At 62.0% G+C, this 17,802-nt stretch carries 16 protein-coding genes; 7 read left to right on the top strand and 9 right to left on the bottom strand.

Translation table 11 applies throughout. The features are described from left to right. Nucleotides 1-4: 4 nt before the first annotated feature. Entirely contained in the window at nt 5-1,024 is a 1,020-nt protein-coding gene (gene egtD, locus IEX16_RS14030; RefSeq protein WP_188709108.1) for an L-histidine N(alpha)-methyltransferase, read from the bottom strand. Between the two features lie 167 nt (nt 1,025-1,191). On the opposite strand from egtD, the gene IEX16_RS14025 reads away from it, so the two are divergent. Continuing rightward, on the top strand, nt 1,192-1,743 hold the full coding sequence (locus IEX16_RS14025) for a TlpA disulfide reductase family protein (protein WP_188709107.1): 552 nt from the start codon (nt 1,192-1,194) through the stop codon (nt 1,741-1,743). Here IEX16_RS14025 and IEX16_RS14020 read toward each other — a convergent pair. After that, nucleotides 1,737-2,894, bottom strand: coding sequence for a TGL-type protein-glutamine gamma-glutamyltransferase (locus IEX16_RS14020; RefSeq protein WP_188709106.1), 1,158 nt, complete (start codon nt 2,892-2,894; stop codon nt 1,737-1,739). The two genes, IEX16_RS14025 and IEX16_RS14020, sit on opposite strands and share 7 nt — an antisense overlap. A 246-nt stretch (nt 2,895-3,140) precedes the next feature. On the opposite strand from IEX16_RS14020, the gene IEX16_RS14015 reads away from it, so the two are divergent. Beyond that, on the top strand, nt 3,141-4,256 hold the full coding sequence (locus IEX16_RS14015; protein ID WP_188709105.1) for a transglutaminase-like domain-containing protein: 1,116 nt from the start codon (nt 3,141-3,143) through the stop codon (nt 4,254-4,256). Here IEX16_RS14015 and IEX16_RS14010 read toward each other — a convergent pair. From IEX16_RS14010 to IEX16_RS13990, 5 genes are all read right to left on the bottom strand, one after another. Continuing rightward, nucleotides 4,253-5,164, bottom strand: a complete 912-nt coding sequence (locus tag IEX16_RS14010; RefSeq protein ID WP_188709104.1) for an RluA family pseudouridine synthase — start codon at nt 5,162-5,164, stop codon at nt 4,253-4,255. The genes IEX16_RS14015 and IEX16_RS14010 overlap by 4 nt on opposite strands. Nucleotides 5,165-5,378: 214 nt before the next feature. After that, nucleotides 5,379-6,128 carry a tRNA (guanosine(46)-N7)-methyltransferase TrmB gene (gene trmB, locus IEX16_RS14005; protein WP_188709103.1) on the bottom strand — a complete coding sequence of 250 codons (750 nt, stop codon included), beginning with the start codon at nt 6,126-6,128 and terminating at the stop codon, nt 5,379-5,381. Nucleotides 6,129-6,138: 10 nt separating this feature from the next. Further along, nucleotides 6,139-7,101, bottom strand: a complete 963-nt coding sequence (gene gluQRS / locus IEX16_RS14000) for a tRNA glutamyl-Q(34) synthetase GluQRS (protein ID WP_188709102.1) — start codon at nt 7,099-7,101, stop codon at nt 6,139-6,141. 130 nt (nt 7,102-7,231) lie between these two features. Further along, entirely contained in the window at nt 7,232-8,326 is a 1,095-nt protein-coding gene (locus tag IEX16_RS13995; RefSeq protein WP_188709101.1) for an NAD(P)/FAD-dependent oxidoreductase, read from the bottom strand. Between the two features lie 9 nt (nt 8,327-8,335). Then, the gene (locus IEX16_RS13990) at nt 8,336-9,337 is read right to left on the bottom strand and encodes a LysR family transcriptional regulator (RefSeq protein ID WP_188709100.1); all 1,002 of its coding nucleotides are present in this window, start codon (nt 9,335-9,337) and stop codon (nt 8,336-8,338) included. A gap of 139 nt (nt 9,338-9,476) precedes the next feature. On the opposite strand from IEX16_RS13990, the gene IEX16_RS13985 reads away from it, so the two are divergent. From IEX16_RS13985 to IEX16_RS13970, 4 genes are all read left to right on the top strand, one after another. Beyond that, on the top strand, nt 9,477-10,178 hold the full coding sequence (locus IEX16_RS13985; RefSeq protein WP_188709099.1) for a pirin family protein: 702 nt from the start codon (nt 9,477-9,479) through the stop codon (nt 10,176-10,178). A gap of 111 nt (nt 10,179-10,289) precedes the next feature. Beyond that, a complete protein-coding gene (locus IEX16_RS13980; protein ID WP_188709098.1) occupies nt 10,290-10,700 on the top strand; it encodes a DoxX family protein in 411 nt (136 codons plus the stop codon). Between the two features lie 78 nt (nt 10,701-10,778). Next, nucleotides 10,779-11,333: a flavodoxin family protein gene (locus IEX16_RS13975; RefSeq protein WP_188709097.1), complete on the top strand. Its 555-nt coding sequence runs from the start codon at nt 10,779-10,781 to the stop codon at nt 11,331-11,333. Between the two features lie 47 nt (nt 11,334-11,380). Then, a complete protein-coding gene (locus IEX16_RS13970) occupies nt 11,381-11,788 on the top strand; it encodes an OsmC family protein (protein WP_188709096.1) in 408 nt (135 codons plus the stop codon). Nucleotides 11,789-11,935: 147 nt separating this feature from the next. Here the strand turns inward: IEX16_RS13970 and egtB are convergent, their stop codons facing one another. Further along, on the bottom strand, nt 11,936-13,255 hold the full coding sequence (gene egtB / locus IEX16_RS13965) for an ergothioneine biosynthesis protein EgtB (RefSeq protein WP_188709095.1): 1,320 nt from the start codon (nt 13,253-13,255) through the stop codon (nt 11,936-11,938). A gap of 18 nt (nt 13,256-13,273) precedes the next feature. After that, the gene (locus IEX16_RS13960; protein ID WP_373288349.1) at nt 13,274-14,065 is read right to left on the bottom strand and encodes a sulfurtransferase; all 792 of its coding nucleotides are present in this window, start codon (nt 14,063-14,065) and stop codon (nt 13,274-13,276) included. 85 nt (nt 14,066-14,150) lie between these two features. Here IEX16_RS13960 and dnaE point away from each other — a divergent pair, with 85 nt between their 5' ends. Beyond that, nucleotides 14,151-17,657 (top strand): DNA polymerase III subunit alpha, encoded by a 3,507-nt coding sequence (dnaE, locus tag IEX16_RS13955; RefSeq protein ID WP_188709094.1) that lies wholly within the window; start codon nt 14,151-14,153, stop codon nt 17,655-17,657. The last annotated feature ends 145 nt before the right edge of the window (nt 17,658-17,802 follow it).

Raw genomic sequence — 17,802 nt, 5'->3', positions numbered from 1 at the left:
GCTCCTAGACCGCAGCCCAAAAAACCGCAAACCAGTCCTTCGGATCGGTCCAGTAGTTGATCTGCGTGAAACCGGCTCGCCGCAGCAGGGCGGACATGGACGCCAGCGTGTATTTGTAGGAGTTTTCGGTGTGGATACGCTCGCCACCGCGAAAAAATCGCTCTCCGCCAGGCCAGCGCACGCTCAGGTTTTTCTGTGCCTGCAGGTGCATCTCGATACGTGATTCGGCTTCGTTGAAGAGCGCCAGATGGCGCCACTGGCGCATATCAAAATCGGAACCAAGCAGGCGGTTGATGCGGCGAAGCAGGTTCTTATTGAAGGCGGCCGTCACGCCAAGCGCATCGTCATAAGCGGCTTCCAGCGTGGCCTGGTCCTTGACCAGGTCAATGCCAAGCAGCAGCCCGCGTGCGGCGCCCTGGGCCGGGTCCACAATGCGCTGCAAAAATGCCAGAGCCTGATCCGGCGAGAAATTGCCCAGGCTGGAGCCGGGATAAAAAAACACCCGATCGTTTTGTTGCACCTCGGCCGGAAGCACCATTCCCGCTGAAAAATCCATGCCGACACCGACGATGTCCAGGGCTGGAAACGTACTTTGTACCTGCTCGGCCGCATCGCGTAAAAAATCGACTGAAATGTCTACCGGGGCATATTGCTGCGGCTGCAGGTGCGGGATCAGCCGGCTGGCCTTGGCGCAGTTGCCCGCGCCCAGGTCAATCAGGCAGCAGTGGCCGATGCCGGCATCGGTAAGGGCACTGGCCATGGACCTGTGTGCGGCGTCGAAGATGCTGGCCTCGGTGCGCGTCGGGTAGTACTCGTCAAGTTCGGTGATGGCCTCAAACAGTTTGGAGCCCAGTGCGTCGTAAAAGTACTTGGGCGAGACACTGGCCGCCGCGGCGTTCAGGCCCGCGGTCAGTTCGCCGACCAGGTTGGACGGCTGGCCGCCGGAAGTCTCGTTGTAACGGTTGATGAACTGCGGAGAGGCTGCTGGCAAAGCCAGGGAGGGGAGCTTGAGCGGTAAGTTCAAAATGGATTTTTTAAATAGAGTGAAAGGACTTTAAAAGAAGTCGGACGACTGCCTTTGTAGGACTGTTTCGCTTTGCATGCAAGCGGGGGATTGCGGGTTGATTGTTCGCGGCATGAGGCCCTGCAGCCTGCTCTGATACCCCGACCCTGATACGCTTGGTCGTCAACATGACCCCAGACTTACCTTTCATTGAATCCCGGCGACGGATATTACAGGCCGCACTGCTGGCAGGCGGCGCCTGTATGCTGTGGCGCGACGCGATGGCGGCGGGCGAGGCCAGTTACACCGTTTCGCCGTGGCAAGGGGCAACGCCGGTTTTTGAAACGCTTGATACCACCGGTAAAACCTGGCGTCTGGCTGATTTGAAGGGCCGCGCGGTGCTGATTAACTTCTGGGCCAGTTGGTGTGAGCCCTGTCGTGCTGAAATGCCGACCTTGCAGCAAATCGCCGACCTGTATGGTCCCGACAAGCTGCTGGTGCTGGCGCTAAACTACAAGGAGCATCCGAGACGCGCCATCCAGTTTGCGGCGACAACCGGTTTGAGCTTGCCCGTGCTGCTGGACTCGCAGGGCCAGACCGCCGGCGCCTGGGGTGTCAAGGTGTTTCCGACCACGGTGCTGATCGACCGCCAGGGCCGGCCGCGCCAGCGTGTGCAGGGCGAGGTGGACTGGACCGGTGCTCCGGCCGCGCAGCTGATAGCCGCGCTGCTCGCCTACTGAATGTGGCCTGAAGTCGGGGGAAGCACGATGTCCGTGGTTGCGGGGTGTACCCAGCGCGCAAACTCGCGCGTGGTGTCCAGACAACCGCCGTCCACGTAGATGCCGCGCGGCTCGCGGTAGCGCTGCATCAGGGCCAGGATGCGTTCGACCTCGGCGGGGTCTTGCTGTGCGGTGGCCACCAGTTTGTCCACCTTTGTTTCGTCGACGCGCTCATGCCCGTCGGCGTCGATGTAAAGTGCATGGCGCCAGTGGTAAATTTCCAGGCACTTGTCGGCCAGCGTGTAGGGCTGATGCCACTTCCAGAAATTGCTGAACAGGCCCGCGCCCAGGTAGATGACCCAGGAGCCTTCGTAGCCCGAGGCTTCCGAGGACGCTTCGTCAGGATTGCGAAACCACACCCGGTCTCCCGGCACGTAATAACGTGGCGGCAGTGGCGCCTCCATGGTGCCCTGTTCCCGCAAAAAAACCTCGTGGAACTCACCCGACATGACGGGTCGCACCGCCCAAAAGCTTTGCAAGCGCCGGAAAAGATCCGGATGGCAATGCGCCAGTTCCTGCGCGATACCCAGCAAAATCACGTACTCGGTGGCGCGATAGCAGGAAAACGAATACAGCCTGCCCGACACCTCCGGCTGCGTGGCCTTGGCCAGCGCAACTGTGAGCGAAACACCGGGCAAGATGACAAAGCCGCAGTCTTCCTTGTAGGTCCAGCAGTCCTCGGGTCGCTCGGCCTGGCTGGTATGAAAAGCCAGCGTGGTTTTGCGGGCGGCCTGCACGATGTTGCGCCGGATATGCACGGCGGATACCAGTTCGTCCGCGCTCGGAAACTCCACCGCAACAGGCGCCATGAGCAGAGACAGCACGATTTCGCGCGTGAGGTCTGCCAACTCCTCTTGCGGGTCGAGTTGCAGGCTGGCGGACAAGGCCAAGGTGTCGTGACCGGTCGCCCAGGCGGCGTGGCCTGCGTCCAGGCTGAGCCGTATAAAACTGCTGCGGGCGTCGGCGCCTGCGTCGGCCAGAACGAGGTGCGCAAGATCCAGCGCCTCAAGCCGTGTCAGCACGGTCTGCCGCACCCATGCAGCGCCATCAGTGCCCACCTGCCTGATCAGCACCCCTCCCGGCGGCTTTGTTGGCTTGCCCGATTCGTTCATGCTCTCGGCCTCCTCTGGCCGGTTGTCCCGTTGTTGTTGCAGGCAGCCAGGGCCCTGATTTTTTTGTTTGCCGAATAAATATAACCCAGGCTTTTTTTCTAGGGACTAACCCGCGTCATGAAGGGCGTGTATGGCCAGACGCGCTAGCCACGAGGTACGCTGACTCCGGCCATAATTGCGCTGACATTCCGGCGCATCTTCACTTGCCCGGTCACGTCGCACAACCACCATCCCGGAGATCCTTTCATGACCACCGTTCGCCGTACCTTCCTCAAAAATACGGCTGCAGCCGCGATGGCTGCCGCATTGCCCGCCGTCAACTTCGCGCAGGCGCCAGCACCTGCCCGCAGCAACTTTGCGCCACAAAGCGGCGCCTGGCGCACCTTCGAGGTCACGACGCGCGTGGACATCCTCAAGCCCCAGGGCGTGAGCAAGGTCTGGTTGCCGATTCCTTCGGTCAACAGCGACTACCAGCGCTCGCAGGGCAGCAGTTTTTCCAGCAACGGCAAAACCGACTTGACCGACGACGGGGTGGACGGCGCCAAGATGCTGTATGCCGAATTTCCTGCCGGCCAGCCTCAGCCCTTTGTCGAGTTGACCAGCCGCGTGCAGACCCAGGGCCGCGCCGTCGACTGGTCGAAAAAAACCGCCGTGCGTGAAGACGCCGACACGCTGCGTTTTTTCACCCGACCGACAAAATTTTTACCCACTGACGGCATCGTGCGAACAACAGCACAGCAAGCCATCGGCAATGCCAGAACCGATGTTGAAAAAACGCAAAAAATTTATGACTGGATTGTCGCCAATACCTATCGCGACCCCAAGGTGCGCGGCTGCGGCGAAGGCGACATCAAGACCATGCTGGAGACCGGCAACCTTGGCGGAAAATGCGCCGACCTGAACGCGCTGTTTGTTGGTCTGTGCCGCTCAGTCGGCATCCCGGCGCGCGATGTTTATGGCATTCGCCTGGTGCCCTCTGCTTTCGGCTACAAGGAACTCAGCGGCAACCCGGCCAGCCTCAAGGGCGCGCAGCATTGCCGCTCGGAAGTGTTCCTCAAGGGCTATGGCTGGGTGGCGATGGACCCGGCCGACGTGGCCAAGGTGATGCGCCTGGAAACCGCCGACTGGATCAAGAACACCACCAACCCGGTGGTCGCACCGGTCAACAAGGCGCTGTTCGGTGGCTGGGAAGGCAACTGGATGGCCTACAACACGGCGCACGATCTAGCGCTTCCGAATTCGAAACTCGAAAAACTGGGCTTCTTCATGTACCCCGTGGCCGAAGACGCGGGCGGTCGCTTTGACTCTTACGCGCCTGACGATTTCAAATACCAGATCACAGCTAAGGAAGTCCGGATTTAAGGTTCCGGAAAATCCAGTTTTCGCCGGCTGCTGAACTGCCGGCGCTCGCTAGTGAACGGGTCGTCAAAGCTGATGGCCTGCGCGAGCAATTGCAGCGGGAAGCGATAGTCGTCCTCGGGCGTCGGGTCCAGCGGCGGGTAGACGCGGTCGTTGACAATGGGCAGGCCCAGCGCATACATGTGCACGCGCAACTGGTGTTTTTTGCCGGTGACCGGGCTCAGGCTGTAACGCGCCAGCGTGCCGCGCGTCTCCAGCAGCTCGATCAGGGTTTCGCTGTTGGGCGGCCCGTCCACCTCGGCCTGGCGGAAAAACGGCTGACCTTCGACGATGCGGCTGCGGCTCACGCGCGGAAAGCTGATGTCGGTGCGCCAGGGCGCAATCGCTTCATACAACTTGTCGACGGTGCGCTGGCGGAACAGATCCTGGTAGGCGGCGCGCTCCTGCGGCTTCACTGAAAACAGCACGATGCCTGCGGTTTCCCGGTCGATGCGGTGAATCGGGCTCAGGCCGTTCAGGCCCAGCCGGTTTTTCAGGCGCACCAGCAAGGTCTCCTGCAGGTAGTGGCCTGAAGGCGTGACTGGCAAAAAATGCGGCTTGTCGACCACCACCAGATGCTCGTCCTGAAACAGCAGATTTTCGTCGAAGGGGATACGGGTTTCTGGCGGCAAGGCGCGGTAGTAATACAGCCGCATGTGGCCACGATAGGCGCGCTGCGGCGTGACGGCTTGCCCGAACTCATCGACAACTTCAGCAGCCGCCATGCGCTGCAGCCAAACTTCGCGCGAAATTTCGGGGAAACGCTGGACCAGAAAATCAGTAAAGGTGGACCAGTCGCCACTGGGCAGGCTGACACAGCTCGGGCTCACCCCATCGCGTGTTGGCAAGCCGCCGAATTTATGAGCCTCCACGCTTGTCGCGTCGCGAACTGCGCGAGGCCTTGCAGGCCGCCGCTCGCCAGAGGCTTCGCTTCTGCCGCCTGTCCAAACCTGCGCAGGCAGGTTTGGAGCCGCAGGCTCCAGCCCCTCGGGGGCGCTGCGCCTGCGCACTGGCAAAGCCAGATCCGCGGCCCCTGCTGGTGGAGAAAGAGCCCCCGCGGCCGTACGGTCCTGGGCTTCTACAGTTTTAAGGGGCTTGGACACGCGTAAACACCAGGTCCCAGACGCCGTGCCCGAGCTTGATGCCGCGGTTTTCAAACTTGGTGAGCGGACGGTAATGCGGTTTGGACGCGTAGCCGTCGCCGGATGTGCCGGCGGTATTTTTGAGCAGCGGCTCGGCACTGAGTACTTCCAGAATCTGCTCGGCATAGGGTTGCCAGTCGGTCGCGCAGTGAAGGTAGCCGCCGGGTTTGAGCCGGGTCACCAGTTGCGCAATCAGCGGCGGCTGGATCAGGCGGCGTTTGTTGTGTTTTTTCTTGTGCCAGGGATCGGGGAAAAAGATGTGCACACCATCCAGACTCAGCGGCGCCAGCATGTGCTGCAACACTTCCACGGCGTCGTGCTGGACGATGCGGATGTTGCTCAGGCCCTGCTCGCTGATGCGTTTGAGCAGCGCGCCCACGCCCGGTGTGTGGACCTCGCAGCACAGAAAGTTTGTCGAAGGCATCAGCGCGGCGATGTGGGCCGTGGCCTCGCCCATGCCAAAGCCGATTTCGAGGATGGTGGGCGCCGTGCGTCCATACACTGCCGTAAAGTGCATGGCCTCGGGCGCGTAGGGCAACAGGTAGGCTGGTCCCACGTCCTCAAAGGCTTTGGCCTGTCCGATGGTGGTGCGCCCGGTGCGGCGTACAAAGCTGCGGATGCTGCGGTGGTGGGCGACATCCGTTGCATCTGTCGCTGGAGGGGATGTGTCGCCGGGGCGTGTTGTTTCAGTCACAGGTGTGATTTTAAGGGCGCGTGCTGACCGACGGCGGGTACAGGGCCGCCCATTGCAGCACCGCCTGAGCCAGCCAGTCCGCCAGCTCGCCTTCAGCGGCCACCTGCAGGCCCAGTACCTGCGCTGCAGCAACCAGGCTGGCCAGCGGTTTGCTGGTGTCCAGCGGCTGTGCGCCATTTTGCTTGGAGAGTTTTTCGCCGTCGACCGCCATCACCAGCGGTACATGCAGGTAGCGCGGTGTCGGCAATCCCAGCGCGCGTTGCAGCAGGATCTGGCGCGCGGTGTTATCAAGCAGGTCCTGGCCGCGCACCACGTCGCTGATGCCTTGCGCGCCATCGTCCACCACAACGGCGAGCTGGTAGGCCCACAGACGGTCGGCGCGCTGCAGCACGAAATCGCCAACCGCGCGGGCCACGTCCTGCTGCTGCGACCCGAGACGCCGGTCTTGCCAACCCATGCCGTCATTTGCTACAAAATCGATAGCTTTTTCCCCATGTCTGATATGGGCTGAGGACTTATTTGATACGTTATTTCCTGTAAAAAATCGCCAGGCACGTGTCGGGCGGCCCCGCAATCCCTGCCGGCAGGTGCCGGGGTAAACCAGTTCGCCATGGCGGGATTTGGGCTGTCCGGCGTCGGCCAGCGCCTGCGCAATGTCCTGCCGCGTGCAGCCGCAGGGATAGGCGCGTTGCCTGGCAATCAGTCCATCGATTGCGGCTTGGTAGACCGCGCCGCGCCGCGACTGGTACAGCGGCGGGGCATCGGACAACAGCCCGCAGGCGGCCAGTTGTTTCAGGATCAGGGCATCCGCACCGGCTACGCAGCGCGGTGTGTCGATGTCCTCGATGCGTACCAGCCACTGACCGCCGTGGGCGCGCGCGTCCAGCCAGCTCGCGAGTGCCGCGACCAGCGAGCCGGCATGCAGCGGCCCGGTGGGGGAGGGGGCAAACCGACCGACGTATTGAGCTCCCACGCTCCCCACTTCGTGTGGTTCACTGCCCCCCGAGGGGGCGCTGCGCCTGCGGCCCGGCGAAGCCGGTTCCGCGGCCCCGACTGGTGAAGAGGGAGCCTCCACGCTCGTCAATTCCTTCCCCTCAGCTTGGCTAGCAGATGTTCAAGGCCATTTCCAGTCCCGAGACAAAACCGTCTTCAACCCGGTGGCCAGTACACCAGTCGCCGCAGGCACCGATGCGGGATTTGGCGTCCCACAAAAAGGGCTTGCCCAGCACCTCGGTGGTCTGGGCGTAACGCCAGCGGTGCACGGCGGCATGCGGCGGTTGTGCGCGTATGCCGGTGACTTCGGTGAAGGCCTTGAGCAGTTTGGCCTTGACGCGTTCGTCGTCATCCTCGAGGTGGCGTTCGGACCACTCGGGGCTGGCCTGAACGGTCCAGCGTTCGATCGCACTGCGGCCGGGCTTGGACGACTCCCGTGCCAGCCAGGCAATGCGGTGATGCGTGCTGCGCGCGGCGTTCCACTGCGGGCCCAGGTGCGGCAGCGTCGGCTGCAGAGCTTGCGGAAAAGCCAGCATCAGGGTCCAGCAGGGGGCGATGCTGACGTCCGCGAGCGCCGGCATCAGGGCCTTGCCCTGTTGCGAGCTCAACAGCAGTGCATGCGCCTGCGGCGAGGGTAGAGCCAGGATCACCGCATCGAAACCCGAATACACCAGGGGGCGCGCGCCGGGGCCTTCGGTCTGCAGTTGCCAGCGCTCCGGATGCAGCTTGTCTACTTCCATGCGGATCACATGGGTTTCCAGAACCAGCGCGTCGGCGGCCGCCAGCGGCTGGGCCCATTGTTTGACCAGCGCGTTCATGCCAGGCGTTGGCACCCAGTGCGCCTCCTTGGGCGGCAGCGAGGACGCCACCACGCGGCCGGCCTCATCGAGAATGCGCACGGTGTTGGCGCTCCAGGGCCGTACCAGACCGGCACTGGTGGCCAGGGCTTTTTCGAAACGCGCATCGCGCACTGTGAAGTACTGCGTGCCATGGTCGAAGTCGCCGAACTCGGTGTGGCGGGTCGCCATGCGCCCGCCGGGGCTGCGACTTTTTTCAAACACCGTGACGCGGTGACCGGCCTGCATCAGCGTGCGTGCGCAACTGATGCCGGCGATGCCGGCGCCCACCACGGCATAGTGCCGGGGGGCGGACGAGGCCGCGGGAGGTTTGGAGGGTTTTTTGCCGGGTTTTGTTTTGACTGTCATGGCTGAACTCTACACGCTGTGGTGGCGCTCCAGCAATGCCAGTTGCGTCGTCGGCCTGGCCAGCTGCTCCAGCCACCAGTTCAAGGCGCGGCCATTGGCCGCCGCCGGTGCGGGCTGGGTGCCAATTTTTGCGCCTTTTTTTGCAGGCATGGTTGCGGCTGTAGCGCTGTGGCCGCGCCAGGCGTAACTCATGGCCATAGCGCGGCGCGGCCGGTCTACCGTCTTGGCCACCAGGCGACCGGTACTCAGGTAAGGCCGGGCCAGGCATTCCGGCAAAAAGCCACAACCGATGCCGCGCAGCTGAGCTTCGAGCTTGTATTGCATGGTGGGCACGGTCAGCACGTCCTGGCCACCCAGCAGGCCGACGCTGATGCCGGCGCCGCGCAAGGTGGTGTCAGCCACAGCCACTGCGCGGTGCTGCTGAAGCTGGGCATCGCTGATGCTGCCGCTTTCGCCGGCCAGCGGGTGATGCGGTGCCACGGCAAACACAAAGGGCAGCTCGCCCATGGGCCGGTTCAGGATACCGCGCGACTGCGTGACTTCCACGATGCAGCCAATGGCGAGATCGGCCTGGCCCGCCACCAGCGTTTCCCAGGTGCCTGACAGCGTTTCAGAACGGATGCGCAGCCGGGTCGGTGGGTTCAAGGCGTAAAAAGCCTCGCAGAGTTCAAACAGCGTGGTGCTTGAAATGACGCCGTCGGCGGTGATCGTCAGTTGCGGCTCCCAGCCGGTCGCCACCCGTTTCACCCGGTGCGCCACGGCGTCAAGCTCGATCAGCAAGCGGTTGCCTTCGCGCAGCAACTCGTGGCCGGCTTCGGTCAGCCGGGCCTGCCGCGAGGAGCGATCAAACAGCAACACATCGAGTGCGTCTTCCATTTGCCGCACGCGGTAGGTGAGCGCGCTGGGCACCACGCCGAGCTCGCGCGCGGCGGCGGCCAGACTACCCGTTCGGTGCACGGCCTCGATCAAGCCGAGGGCTTCAGGGGTCAGGACATCGCGGACGCTGTGCATGATTTGGACGGACCGACTGCCGAAGGTCGATAATTCAAATAATTTGAATGATGCCATCAAACATCGACAATTATCAAGGGGGCAAGCCCACCTACATTGGAGTCAAGGAATCCACCACCCCTCCCGAAAGGACTGCCACATGCTTACCTTGCGAAAATCTGCCGAACGCGGTTATGCCGACCACGGCTGGCTCAAGTCGTACCACTCGTTTTCCTTTGCCGGTTATTACGATCCGGCCCATATGGGCTTCGGCAACCTGCGCGTGATCAACGAAGACCGCATCGCACCGGGATTCGGTTTCGGCACGCATGGGCACCAGAACATGGAAATCATCAGTTATGTCATGAGCGGCGCCATCGGACACAAGGACAGCATCGGCAACGGCGCCTCCATCCCGCCCGGCGACGTACAGCGCATGAGTGCTGGGCGCGGCATCCAGCACAGCGAGTTCAACCATGCCCAGGACGCCACCACGCATTTTCTGCAGATCTGGATTGAGCCCAATGTCACCGGCATTGCGCCCGGTTACGAGCAAAAGACCTTTGCTGCCAATGAAAAACGCGGCGCACTGAGGCTGGTGGCGTCGAACAACGGTGCTGAAGGCTCGGTGACGGTACACGCCGATGCCAAGCTGTACGCCGGCCTGTTCGACGGTGATGAGCGCACGGAATTGGCGCTTGATCCCCGGCGTAAGGCCTATGTGCAACTGGTGCGCGGCGAGTTGCAGGTCAACGGCCAGAAGCTGGCGGCTGGCGATGCCGCGAAGCTGGAGGGCGAAGGCCTTCTGCAGCTCTCCGGCGGTAAAGACGCGGAGGTGCTGGTGTTCGATTTGGCGCCGTAGGGCTCCCTGGTCGCGCAGAACGTTTTTTGACGTGGCGCACACTGACTTGCGCGCCGAGGCGCTTAGGTTCATTATTTTTGTTTCTTCATAACTTTTTTAAAAGGGCTCGCCATGCTTAACTCACTGCAAAATCCGTTTTCCCTGCTCGGTCGCGCACTTATTGCACTGCTGTTCATTCCGGCAGGCTTCGGAAAAATCGCGGGTTTTGCCGGTACCGCTGGCTACATCGCCTCCAAGGGCGTGCCCATGCCCGAAGTCGCAGCGGCGATTGCGATTGCGGTTGAACTCGGTCTTGGTCTGCTGCTGCTGGTGGGCTTTCAGACCCGATGGGCAGCGCTCGGCATTGCCATCTTTACCGCCGTCATCACCTTTATCTTCCATGCCTACTGGAGTGTTCCGGTTGAGCAGGTCATGATGCAAAAGCAGGCCTTTTTCAAGAACATCGCCGTGGTCGGCGGTTTGCTGACCATCGTTGCCTGGGGTGCTGGCGCCTGGAGCGTGGACGCCAAGTTCAAGGGTTGATACCGACGTTCGTCCGTTTTTTCGCGCAGGCCAGCCTACCCGGTTGACCTGTCTTTTTTGCCTGCCTAGGACAAGACAATGACAACAGTTGTGGTGCTTTACCACTCCGGCTACGGCCATACCCAGCGCATGGCGCAGGCGGTGGCGGATGGCGCCGGCGCCGACCTGCTGGCCATCGATGCAGACGGCAATTTGCCGGAAGGCGGCTGGGACACGCTGACTGCTGCAGGCGCCATCATCATGGGCTCACCCACCTACATGGGCAGCGTGAGCTGGCAGTTCAAGAAGTTTGCCGATGCGTCATCAAAGATTTGGTACACCCAGGCCTGGAAGGACAAGCTGTTTGCGGGCTTTACTCACAGTGCGGCCATAAACGGCGACAAGTCCTCGACCCTGAACTATCTGTTCACGCTGGCCATGCAACATGGCGGCCTGTGGGTCAGCCAGGGCGTGATGCCTAGCAACAGCAAAGCGGCGCAGCGCAACGATCCGAACTACCTGGGCTCCTACAGCGGCGCCATCGGCCAGGCCCCGTCAGACGCTGGTGCCGGCGACATGCCGCCCGGTGACCTGGCGTCGGCACGCGCTTTCGGCGAGCGTGTAGCTGCGGTCAGTGCACGTTTCAAATCCTGAGAGGTGCTACGCCTGTCCAGATCTGCTTTCTCGTTCAAGGAGTCCCCATGTCTGTAGAACTCAAACGCGATAAAACCCATGCACTCGCACAAACTGTCGCGATCAACCGGCATTCGCTGAGCGCCGATGTGAGTCCGAAGGAGGGCGGCGACGACGCTGGCCCCAGCCCGCATGACCTGTACGACGCCGCGCTGGGCGCCTGCAAGGCCATCACAGTCATGTGGTACGCCCGCAAGAAGGGCCTCCCGGTGGAAGATGTGAACACGGTGGTCACGCGGGACGATTCCGGGGAGCGCGCCGGCATTTACAAGCTGACCGCGACCTTGCAAATCCGTGGCGAGCTCAGCGACGCCCAACTTCTGGAGCTTGAAGCCGTCGCCAAAAAATGCCCGGTGCATAAGCTCATGGCCACCGTCACCACCGAGATCGACACGCATGTGCAGAGGTTGCAATGAGTATGCTGATGGCGCTGGGAGGGCCGCGGCATGGTGCATTCGGAGCGCGGGCCGCAGAGGCCCAGGCCATGGGGCCAGGTGCCCGGCGACGCCGAGCTGATTCTGATGTCTGAGCGCCGCTGCTTTATCGCGGATTGAGTTTCGGGCTCAGGCGATATCGCGCGCCAGGCGCAAACCACTGAACTGCCACTGCGCGTCGGGCGGGAAGAAGTTGCGGTAACTCGCGCGGATGTGGCTGTGCGGCGTGGCACACGAACCGCCGCGCAGCACAAACTGGTTGCACATGAACTTGCCGTTGTACTCACCGACCAGACCTTCCCAGGGCTTGTAGCCGGGGTAGGGGTTGTAGTTGGACTGTGTCCACTCCCAGACATCACCGAACATCTGCGCCGGGCTGCCGGGACTTTGCTGCTGCAGCGGGATCGGGTGGTAGGCGGCACCCTCGACAAAATTGCCTTGTGTGGCTTGCTGGGCCGGTACGCTGCGTGCTGCCAGTTCCCATTCAAATTCGGTCGGCAGACGCGCACCTGCCCAACGCGCGTAGGCATCCGCTTCAAAATAACTGAGGTGGCACACCGGTGTATGGGCGTCCACCTCCACCAGACCCTGCAAGGTGAAGTTCTGGTAGCCGCAACCGTGGTCACTGGCCTGCCAGTACAGCGGCATCGCCGCATGGTTTGTTTGCGCCCAGTCCCAGCCCATGGACAGCCACAACTCGGGCCGGCGGTAGCCGCCGTCTTCGATGAAGGCCATCATTTCACCGTTGGTGACCAGCCTGCTGCCGATGTCAAAGGGTGCGATGTAGACCTTGTGGCGCGGCGTTTCATTGTCGAAGGCAAAGTCGCCGTCACTGCGGGGATCGAAGCCAAGTTCCAGCAAACCGCCCTCAAAACCGATCCAGCGCAGCGGCTGCGGGCTGATACCGGCCAGCGGCCACTGGCGCGCATAGGCTGGCCGGGCCGGGTTGAAGGACAAGGCGTGTTTGATGTCGGTCAGCAGCAACTCCTGGTGTTGCTGCTCGTGGTGCAGGCCCAGCGTGACCAGCTTGGCCAGTTCTGCATCGTCCGGATGCTGTGTCAGCACAGCCAGGATTCGCTCATCAACCTCCGACCGATAGTCCAGCACCTGCTCCAAGGTCGGACGGCTGATCATTCCGCGCTGCGGGCGCGGGTACTTGTCGCCGACGCCGTTGTAATAGCTGTTGAACAGCACCCTGAAGCTGGCGTCAAAAGGTTTGAAATTTGTCTCGAAACGCTCGAGGATGAAGGTTTCAAAAAACCAGGTCAGGTGCGCCAGGTGCCACTTGGCGGGGCTCGCATCGGGCATGGACTGCAATTGACAGTCCTCGGCGCTGAGAGGTCGGATCAGTGCCACCGACTGCGCGCGAACCTGCTGGAAGCGCCGGACCATGCTGGAGGCCGCAGCTTCTGCCGGCAGGCCAAGTTGAACAGGTTGGGGAGAAAGCATGGCGTCCACCAGTCGGAGTCAAACGAGCTGACAGCTTTTCACGGTTTGTACCGGGCGGATGTCAGACAAGGCGCCGACATCGACCTTTGGGGTCAGCGCCGCATTCACTGCCCGGCGCGCGTCGAATACGAAACACTCGCCATCGAAGTGTGCAAGGCCCACGTCTCCGAAATATTTCAAGATTCCGCCATCGAGCTGAACCACATTCTCGACACCGGCTTCGTGCATAAAAATCGCTGCCTTTTCACAGCGTATGCCGCCGGTGCAAAAACTCACCACGGTCTTGCCCCGTAGTTCATCGCGGTGCTTCAGCAAGGCTTGCGGAAACTCGGTGAATTTGGTGATGCGCCAGTCGATCGCTCCCCGGAAGGTGCCCACATCGACTTCAAAATCATTGCGCGTATCCAGAGTCACCACCGGCCGGCCGCTGTCATCGAGCCCGGTGTCCAGCCAGCGCTTCAGGGTCGTGGCATCCACCGAGGGTGCGCGGCCGGCCGCGGGACGGATGGCCGGATGGTCCATGCGTATGATTTCGGGTTTGATCTTGACCAGCAGTTTGCGAAAAGGCTGGGCCGTGGACCAGCTTTCTTTGACCTCCAGGTCCTGAAAGCGGGCATCCAGGCGCAGCCATGCCAGAAAATCATGAATGTCGCTGCTACCGCCCGCCAGGAACAGGTTGATGCCTTCTTCGGCCAGCAGCACCGTGCCGCGCAGGGCGCGGCTTTGAGCGGTATCACGCAACGCGGCCTGCAGCGCCGGCCGGTCGTCCAGGGCGATGAATTTGTAGGCTGCGATGTTCAGAATCTGCATGATGCAGGTCATTGTAGGCAGGGCCTGGGCAGCAAGCAGCACACTGATACAAAAGCCCCGGCGGGCTCACCTCTAAAATGAGGCCATGTTTGTTCATTTACGCCTTCATACCGAGTTTTCCGTCGTTGACGGCACCAACCGCATCGATGAAATCGTGCAGGCCGCAGCTTCCGACGGCCAGCCGGCGTTGGCGATCACCGACCTGGGCAACCTGTTCGGCACGGTGAAGTTTTACAAGGAAAGCCGTGGCGCCGGCGTCAAGCCGCTGATAGGCGCGGACGTGTGGGTGCAGGTACCCGGCAAGGACGCCACAGCGCCACCCGCGCGCTTGTTGTTGCTGGTGCAGAGCCGCCAGGGCTACCTCAATCTGTCGGAGCTGCTGACACGCGCCTGGACCCGTGGCGTGGTGCGCGACCAGGCCGTCATCAGTCTGGAGTGGCTGCAGGAGCTTGGCGAAGGCCTGATTGCACTGTCGGGCGCACAGGGCGGCGCTGTGGGACAGGCGCTGGTGCAGGGCGACGGCCCGCGCGCGCTCGAATGTGCGCTGTATTTTGCGGGGCTTTTCCCGCACCGTTTTTACATTGAGTTGCAGCGCGCGCAACGCGCGGACGACGAGCAGCATGTGTCGGCGGCCGTACAGCTTGCGGCCCGGCTCAAGCTGCCGGTGGTGGCCACCCATCCGGTGCAGTTCCTGGGTTATGACGATTACGAAGCCCACGAAGCACGGGTCTGTATCGCCGGTGGAGAGATTCTGGGCAATGCACGGCGCCTGCGCAAGTTCACGCGCGAGCAGTATTTCAAGTCCTCGGCGCAGATGACTGAGCTGTTTGCCGATCTGCCGTCGGCGCTGGCTAACACGCTGGAGATTGCCAAGCGCTGCAACCTCAAGCTGGAACTCGGCAAGGCCATGCTGCCCGAGTACCCAACGCCCGAGGTCAATGGCGTGCGCATGCCGCCGGACGAATATTTTCGTCATGCCTCGTTTGAAGGGCTGGAGCAGCGGCTGGCGCACCTGTACCCGAATGAGGCGGTCCGCAATGACAAGCGGCCGGAGTACGTCGAGCGGCTGGAGTTCGAGATCAACACCATCCTGAAGATGGGTTTTCCCGGTTATTTCCTGATCGTCGGGGACTTTATCAACTGGGCCAAGAACAACGGTTGTCCGGTGGGGCCGGGACGCGGTTCCGGCGCCGGCTCGCTGGTGGCCTACTCGCTGAAGATCACCGACCTGGACCCGCTGCAGTACAACCTGCTGTTCGAGCGTTTCCTCAATCCGGAGCGGGTGTCCATGCCCGACTTCGACATCGACTTCTGCCAGACCAACCGCGACCGCGTCATCGACTATGTGAAAGACAAGTACGGCCACGCCGCGGTCAGCCAGATCGTGACTTTCGGAACCATGGCGGCGCGCGCAGCGATTCGCGACGTCGGCCGCGTGCTCGATTTTTCCTATGGTTTTTGCGACGGTATCTCCAAGCTGATCCCGAACAAGCCCGGCCAGGCCGTCACCCTGCAACTGGTGCCTGCCGACCGCAAGAAAAACGACAAGATGGTCTACGCGCTGGAGGCCGAACCGGTGCTGGCTGAACGCGAAGCCAAGGAAGAGGATGTGCGCACCTTGCTTGAGCTTGCGCGCAAGCTCGAAGGCCTGACGCGCAATGTCGGCATGCATGCCGGCGGCGTGCTGATCGCGCCGGGCAAACTCACCGACTTCTGTCCGCTCTACCTGCAGCCCGGCAGCACCTCGGCTGTCAGCCAGTTCGACAAGAACGACGTCGAGGCCATCGGCCTGGTCAAGTTTGACTTTTTGGGTCTGGCCACGCTGACCATTCTGGAGCTGGCACGCGAGTTCATCGTCCAGCGGCATCCGGCGCAAAAGGACTTCAAGTTTGAAAACCTGCCGCTCGATGACGCACGGGTCTACGCGCTGTTTGCCGAGGGCAAGACCGAAGCCGTGTTCCAGTTTGAAAGTATCGGCATGCAGCGCATGTTGCGCGACGCCAGGCCCAACCGCCTGGAAGACCTGATCGCGATGAACGCGCTGTACCGTCCGGGCCCGATGGACCTGATCCCGACCTACATCGCGCGCAAGCAGGGCAAGGAAACACCCGAATACCCGGACCCGCGCGTCAAGCCCATCCTCGAAGAGACCTACGGCATCATGGTCTACCAGGAGCAGGTGATGCAGACGGCGCAGATCCTTGGCGGCTATTCGCTGGGCGGCGCCGACATGCTGCGCCGTGCCATGGGCAAGAAGGACGAGAAGGAGATGGCCTCGCAGCGGGAAGTCTTCCGCAAGGGCGCCGGTGTCAATGGCCTGTCGCAGGAGAAGGCTGACGAGGTTTTTGATTTGATGGAGAAGTTCGCCGGCTACGGCTTCAACAAGTCGCACTCGGCGGCCTACGCGCTGCTGGCCTATCACACCGCCTGGCTCAAACGTCACTACACGGCCGAGTTCTTCTGCGCCAACATGACCGTGGAGATGGGTGACACCGACAAGTTGCGGATTCTTTTTGGCGACGCGCAGAAGATGGGCATCAGCTTCGAGTCGCCCGACGTGAACCGCGGCCATTACCGTTTCGAGCCGATCAGCAACACCAGCATCCGCTACGGTCTGGGCGCGGTCAAGGGCACCGGCCAGCAGGCGATTGCCGCCATCGTCACCGCGCGCGAGGCCGGCGGTGCGTTCACCTCACTGTTCGACTTCTGCCTGCGCGTCGACAAGACCAAAATGAACAAACGCACGGTCGAGGCATTGATCAAGGCTGGTGCCTTCGACAACCTGCAGTTGAACCGCGCATCCCTGCTCGCCTCGGTGGACCGGGCGTTTGAATTCGCCGCGCAGGCCGAAGCCAACGTCAACCAGGGCGGGTTGTTCGACATGGACTCTCATGCGGCGAGTACGCAGGAGCCACCCCTGGTCGAAGCCGTTCCTTTCGGCATCAAGGCGCGGCTGGTGCAGGAGAAAACCGCGATCGGCTTTTACCTGTCCGGCCACCTGTTCGACGAGGTCGAGACCGAGGTGAGGCAGTTCGTCAAACGCAAGATCGACGACCTGATCGACTCGCGGGATCAGACCCTGCTGGCGGCCATCGTCAGTGACCTGCGCGTGATTAACGGCAACCGCGGCAAGCTGATCATTTTCAAACTCGACGACAAAACCGACACGCTGGAAGCCTCGGTGGACGAGGCCACCTTCAATGCCAACCGCAACCTGCTGAAGGACGATGAACTCGTGATTGTGCAAGGCACCCTGCAGCCAGCGTCCGAGCGTTTTGGCCGCCGCTTCAAGGTGACGCAGGTCTGGAGCCTGGAGTCGGCGCGTTGCCGCTTCGGCAAGTACCTGCGTGTGGCGGTCAACGGCTCAGCGCCGGACGTGCAGCGCATCGTGCGCGATTTCCCACCGCGCAAGGAAATGTCGGAACAGGGCGAAGTCAGCCGCGGCCTGCCGGTGCGCCTGAGCCTCAAACGCAGCAGTGTTGTTGCTGAATTGCAGCTCGGTGAAGCCGCGAAGTTCTTCCCCACCGATGCCGCACTGGCGAGCTGGATGGCCCAGGCCGACCAGGGTCTGGCAAAAATAGTTTATGAGTGAAATCGGACTCTAGCCCATACAAGATGGGCGAGAGCAGCTATTAAATGTATAGCGAATTGGTTGCCATTTTGGGCTTGGAATAAACCTGCTTTCACGGGCGTCATTGCGGGCTTGACCCGCAATCCATGCTGAATCATCCGGGCCG

It is taken from the genome of Polaromonas eurypsychrophila (assembly GCF_014641715.1).
GTDB lineage: Bacteria > Pseudomonadota > Gammaproteobacteria > Burkholderiales > Burkholderiaceae_C > Polaromonas > Polaromonas eurypsychrophila.
The sequence above is the reverse complement of the archived record's forward strand: the minus strand, read 5'-3'. Positions and strand labels throughout refer to the sequence as shown.

Excerpts from the sequence above, each read along its gene's own strand:
- IEX16_RS14025 (WP_188709107.1), top strand. The coding sequence starts at position 1,192 with ATGACCCCAGACTTACCTTTCATTGAATCCCGGCGACGGATATTACAG.
- IEX16_RS14020 (WP_188709106.1), bottom strand. The coding sequence starts at position 2,894 with ATGAACGAATCGGGCAAGCCAACAAAGCCGCCGGGAGGGGTGCTGATC.
- IEX16_RS14015 (WP_188709105.1), top strand. The coding sequence starts at position 3,141 with ATGACCACCGTTCGCCGTACCTTCCTCAAAAATACGGCTGCAGCCGCG.
- IEX16_RS13995 (WP_188709101.1), bottom strand. The coding sequence starts at position 8,326 with ATGACAGTCAAAACAAAACCCGGCAAAAAACCCTCCAAACCTCCCGCG.
- IEX16_RS13990 (WP_188709100.1), bottom strand. The coding sequence starts at position 9,337 with ATGCACAGCGTCCGCGATGTCCTGACCCCTGAAGCCCTCGGCTTGATC.
- IEX16_RS13985 (WP_188709099.1), top strand. The coding sequence starts at position 9,477 with ATGCTTACCTTGCGAAAATCTGCCGAACGCGGTTATGCCGACCACGGC.
- IEX16_RS13980 (WP_188709098.1), top strand. The coding sequence starts at position 10,290 with ATGCTTAACTCACTGCAAAATCCGTTTTCCCTGCTCGGTCGCGCACTT.
- IEX16_RS13975 (WP_188709097.1), top strand. The coding sequence starts at position 10,779 with ATGACAACAGTTGTGGTGCTTTACCACTCCGGCTACGGCCATACCCAG.
- IEX16_RS13970 (WP_188709096.1), top strand. The coding sequence starts at position 11,381 with ATGTCTGTAGAACTCAAACGCGATAAAACCCATGCACTCGCACAAACT.
- egtB (WP_188709095.1), bottom strand. The coding sequence starts at position 13,255 with ATGCTTTCTCCCCAACCTGTTCAACTTGGCCTGCCGGCAGAAGCTGCG.
- IEX16_RS13960 (WP_373288349.1), bottom strand. The coding sequence starts at position 14,065 with ATGCAGATTCTGAACATCGCAGCCTACAAATTCATCGCCCTGGACGAC.
- dnaE (WP_188709094.1), top strand. The coding sequence starts at position 14,151 with ATGTTTGTTCATTTACGCCTTCATACCGAGTTTTCCGTCGTTGACGGC.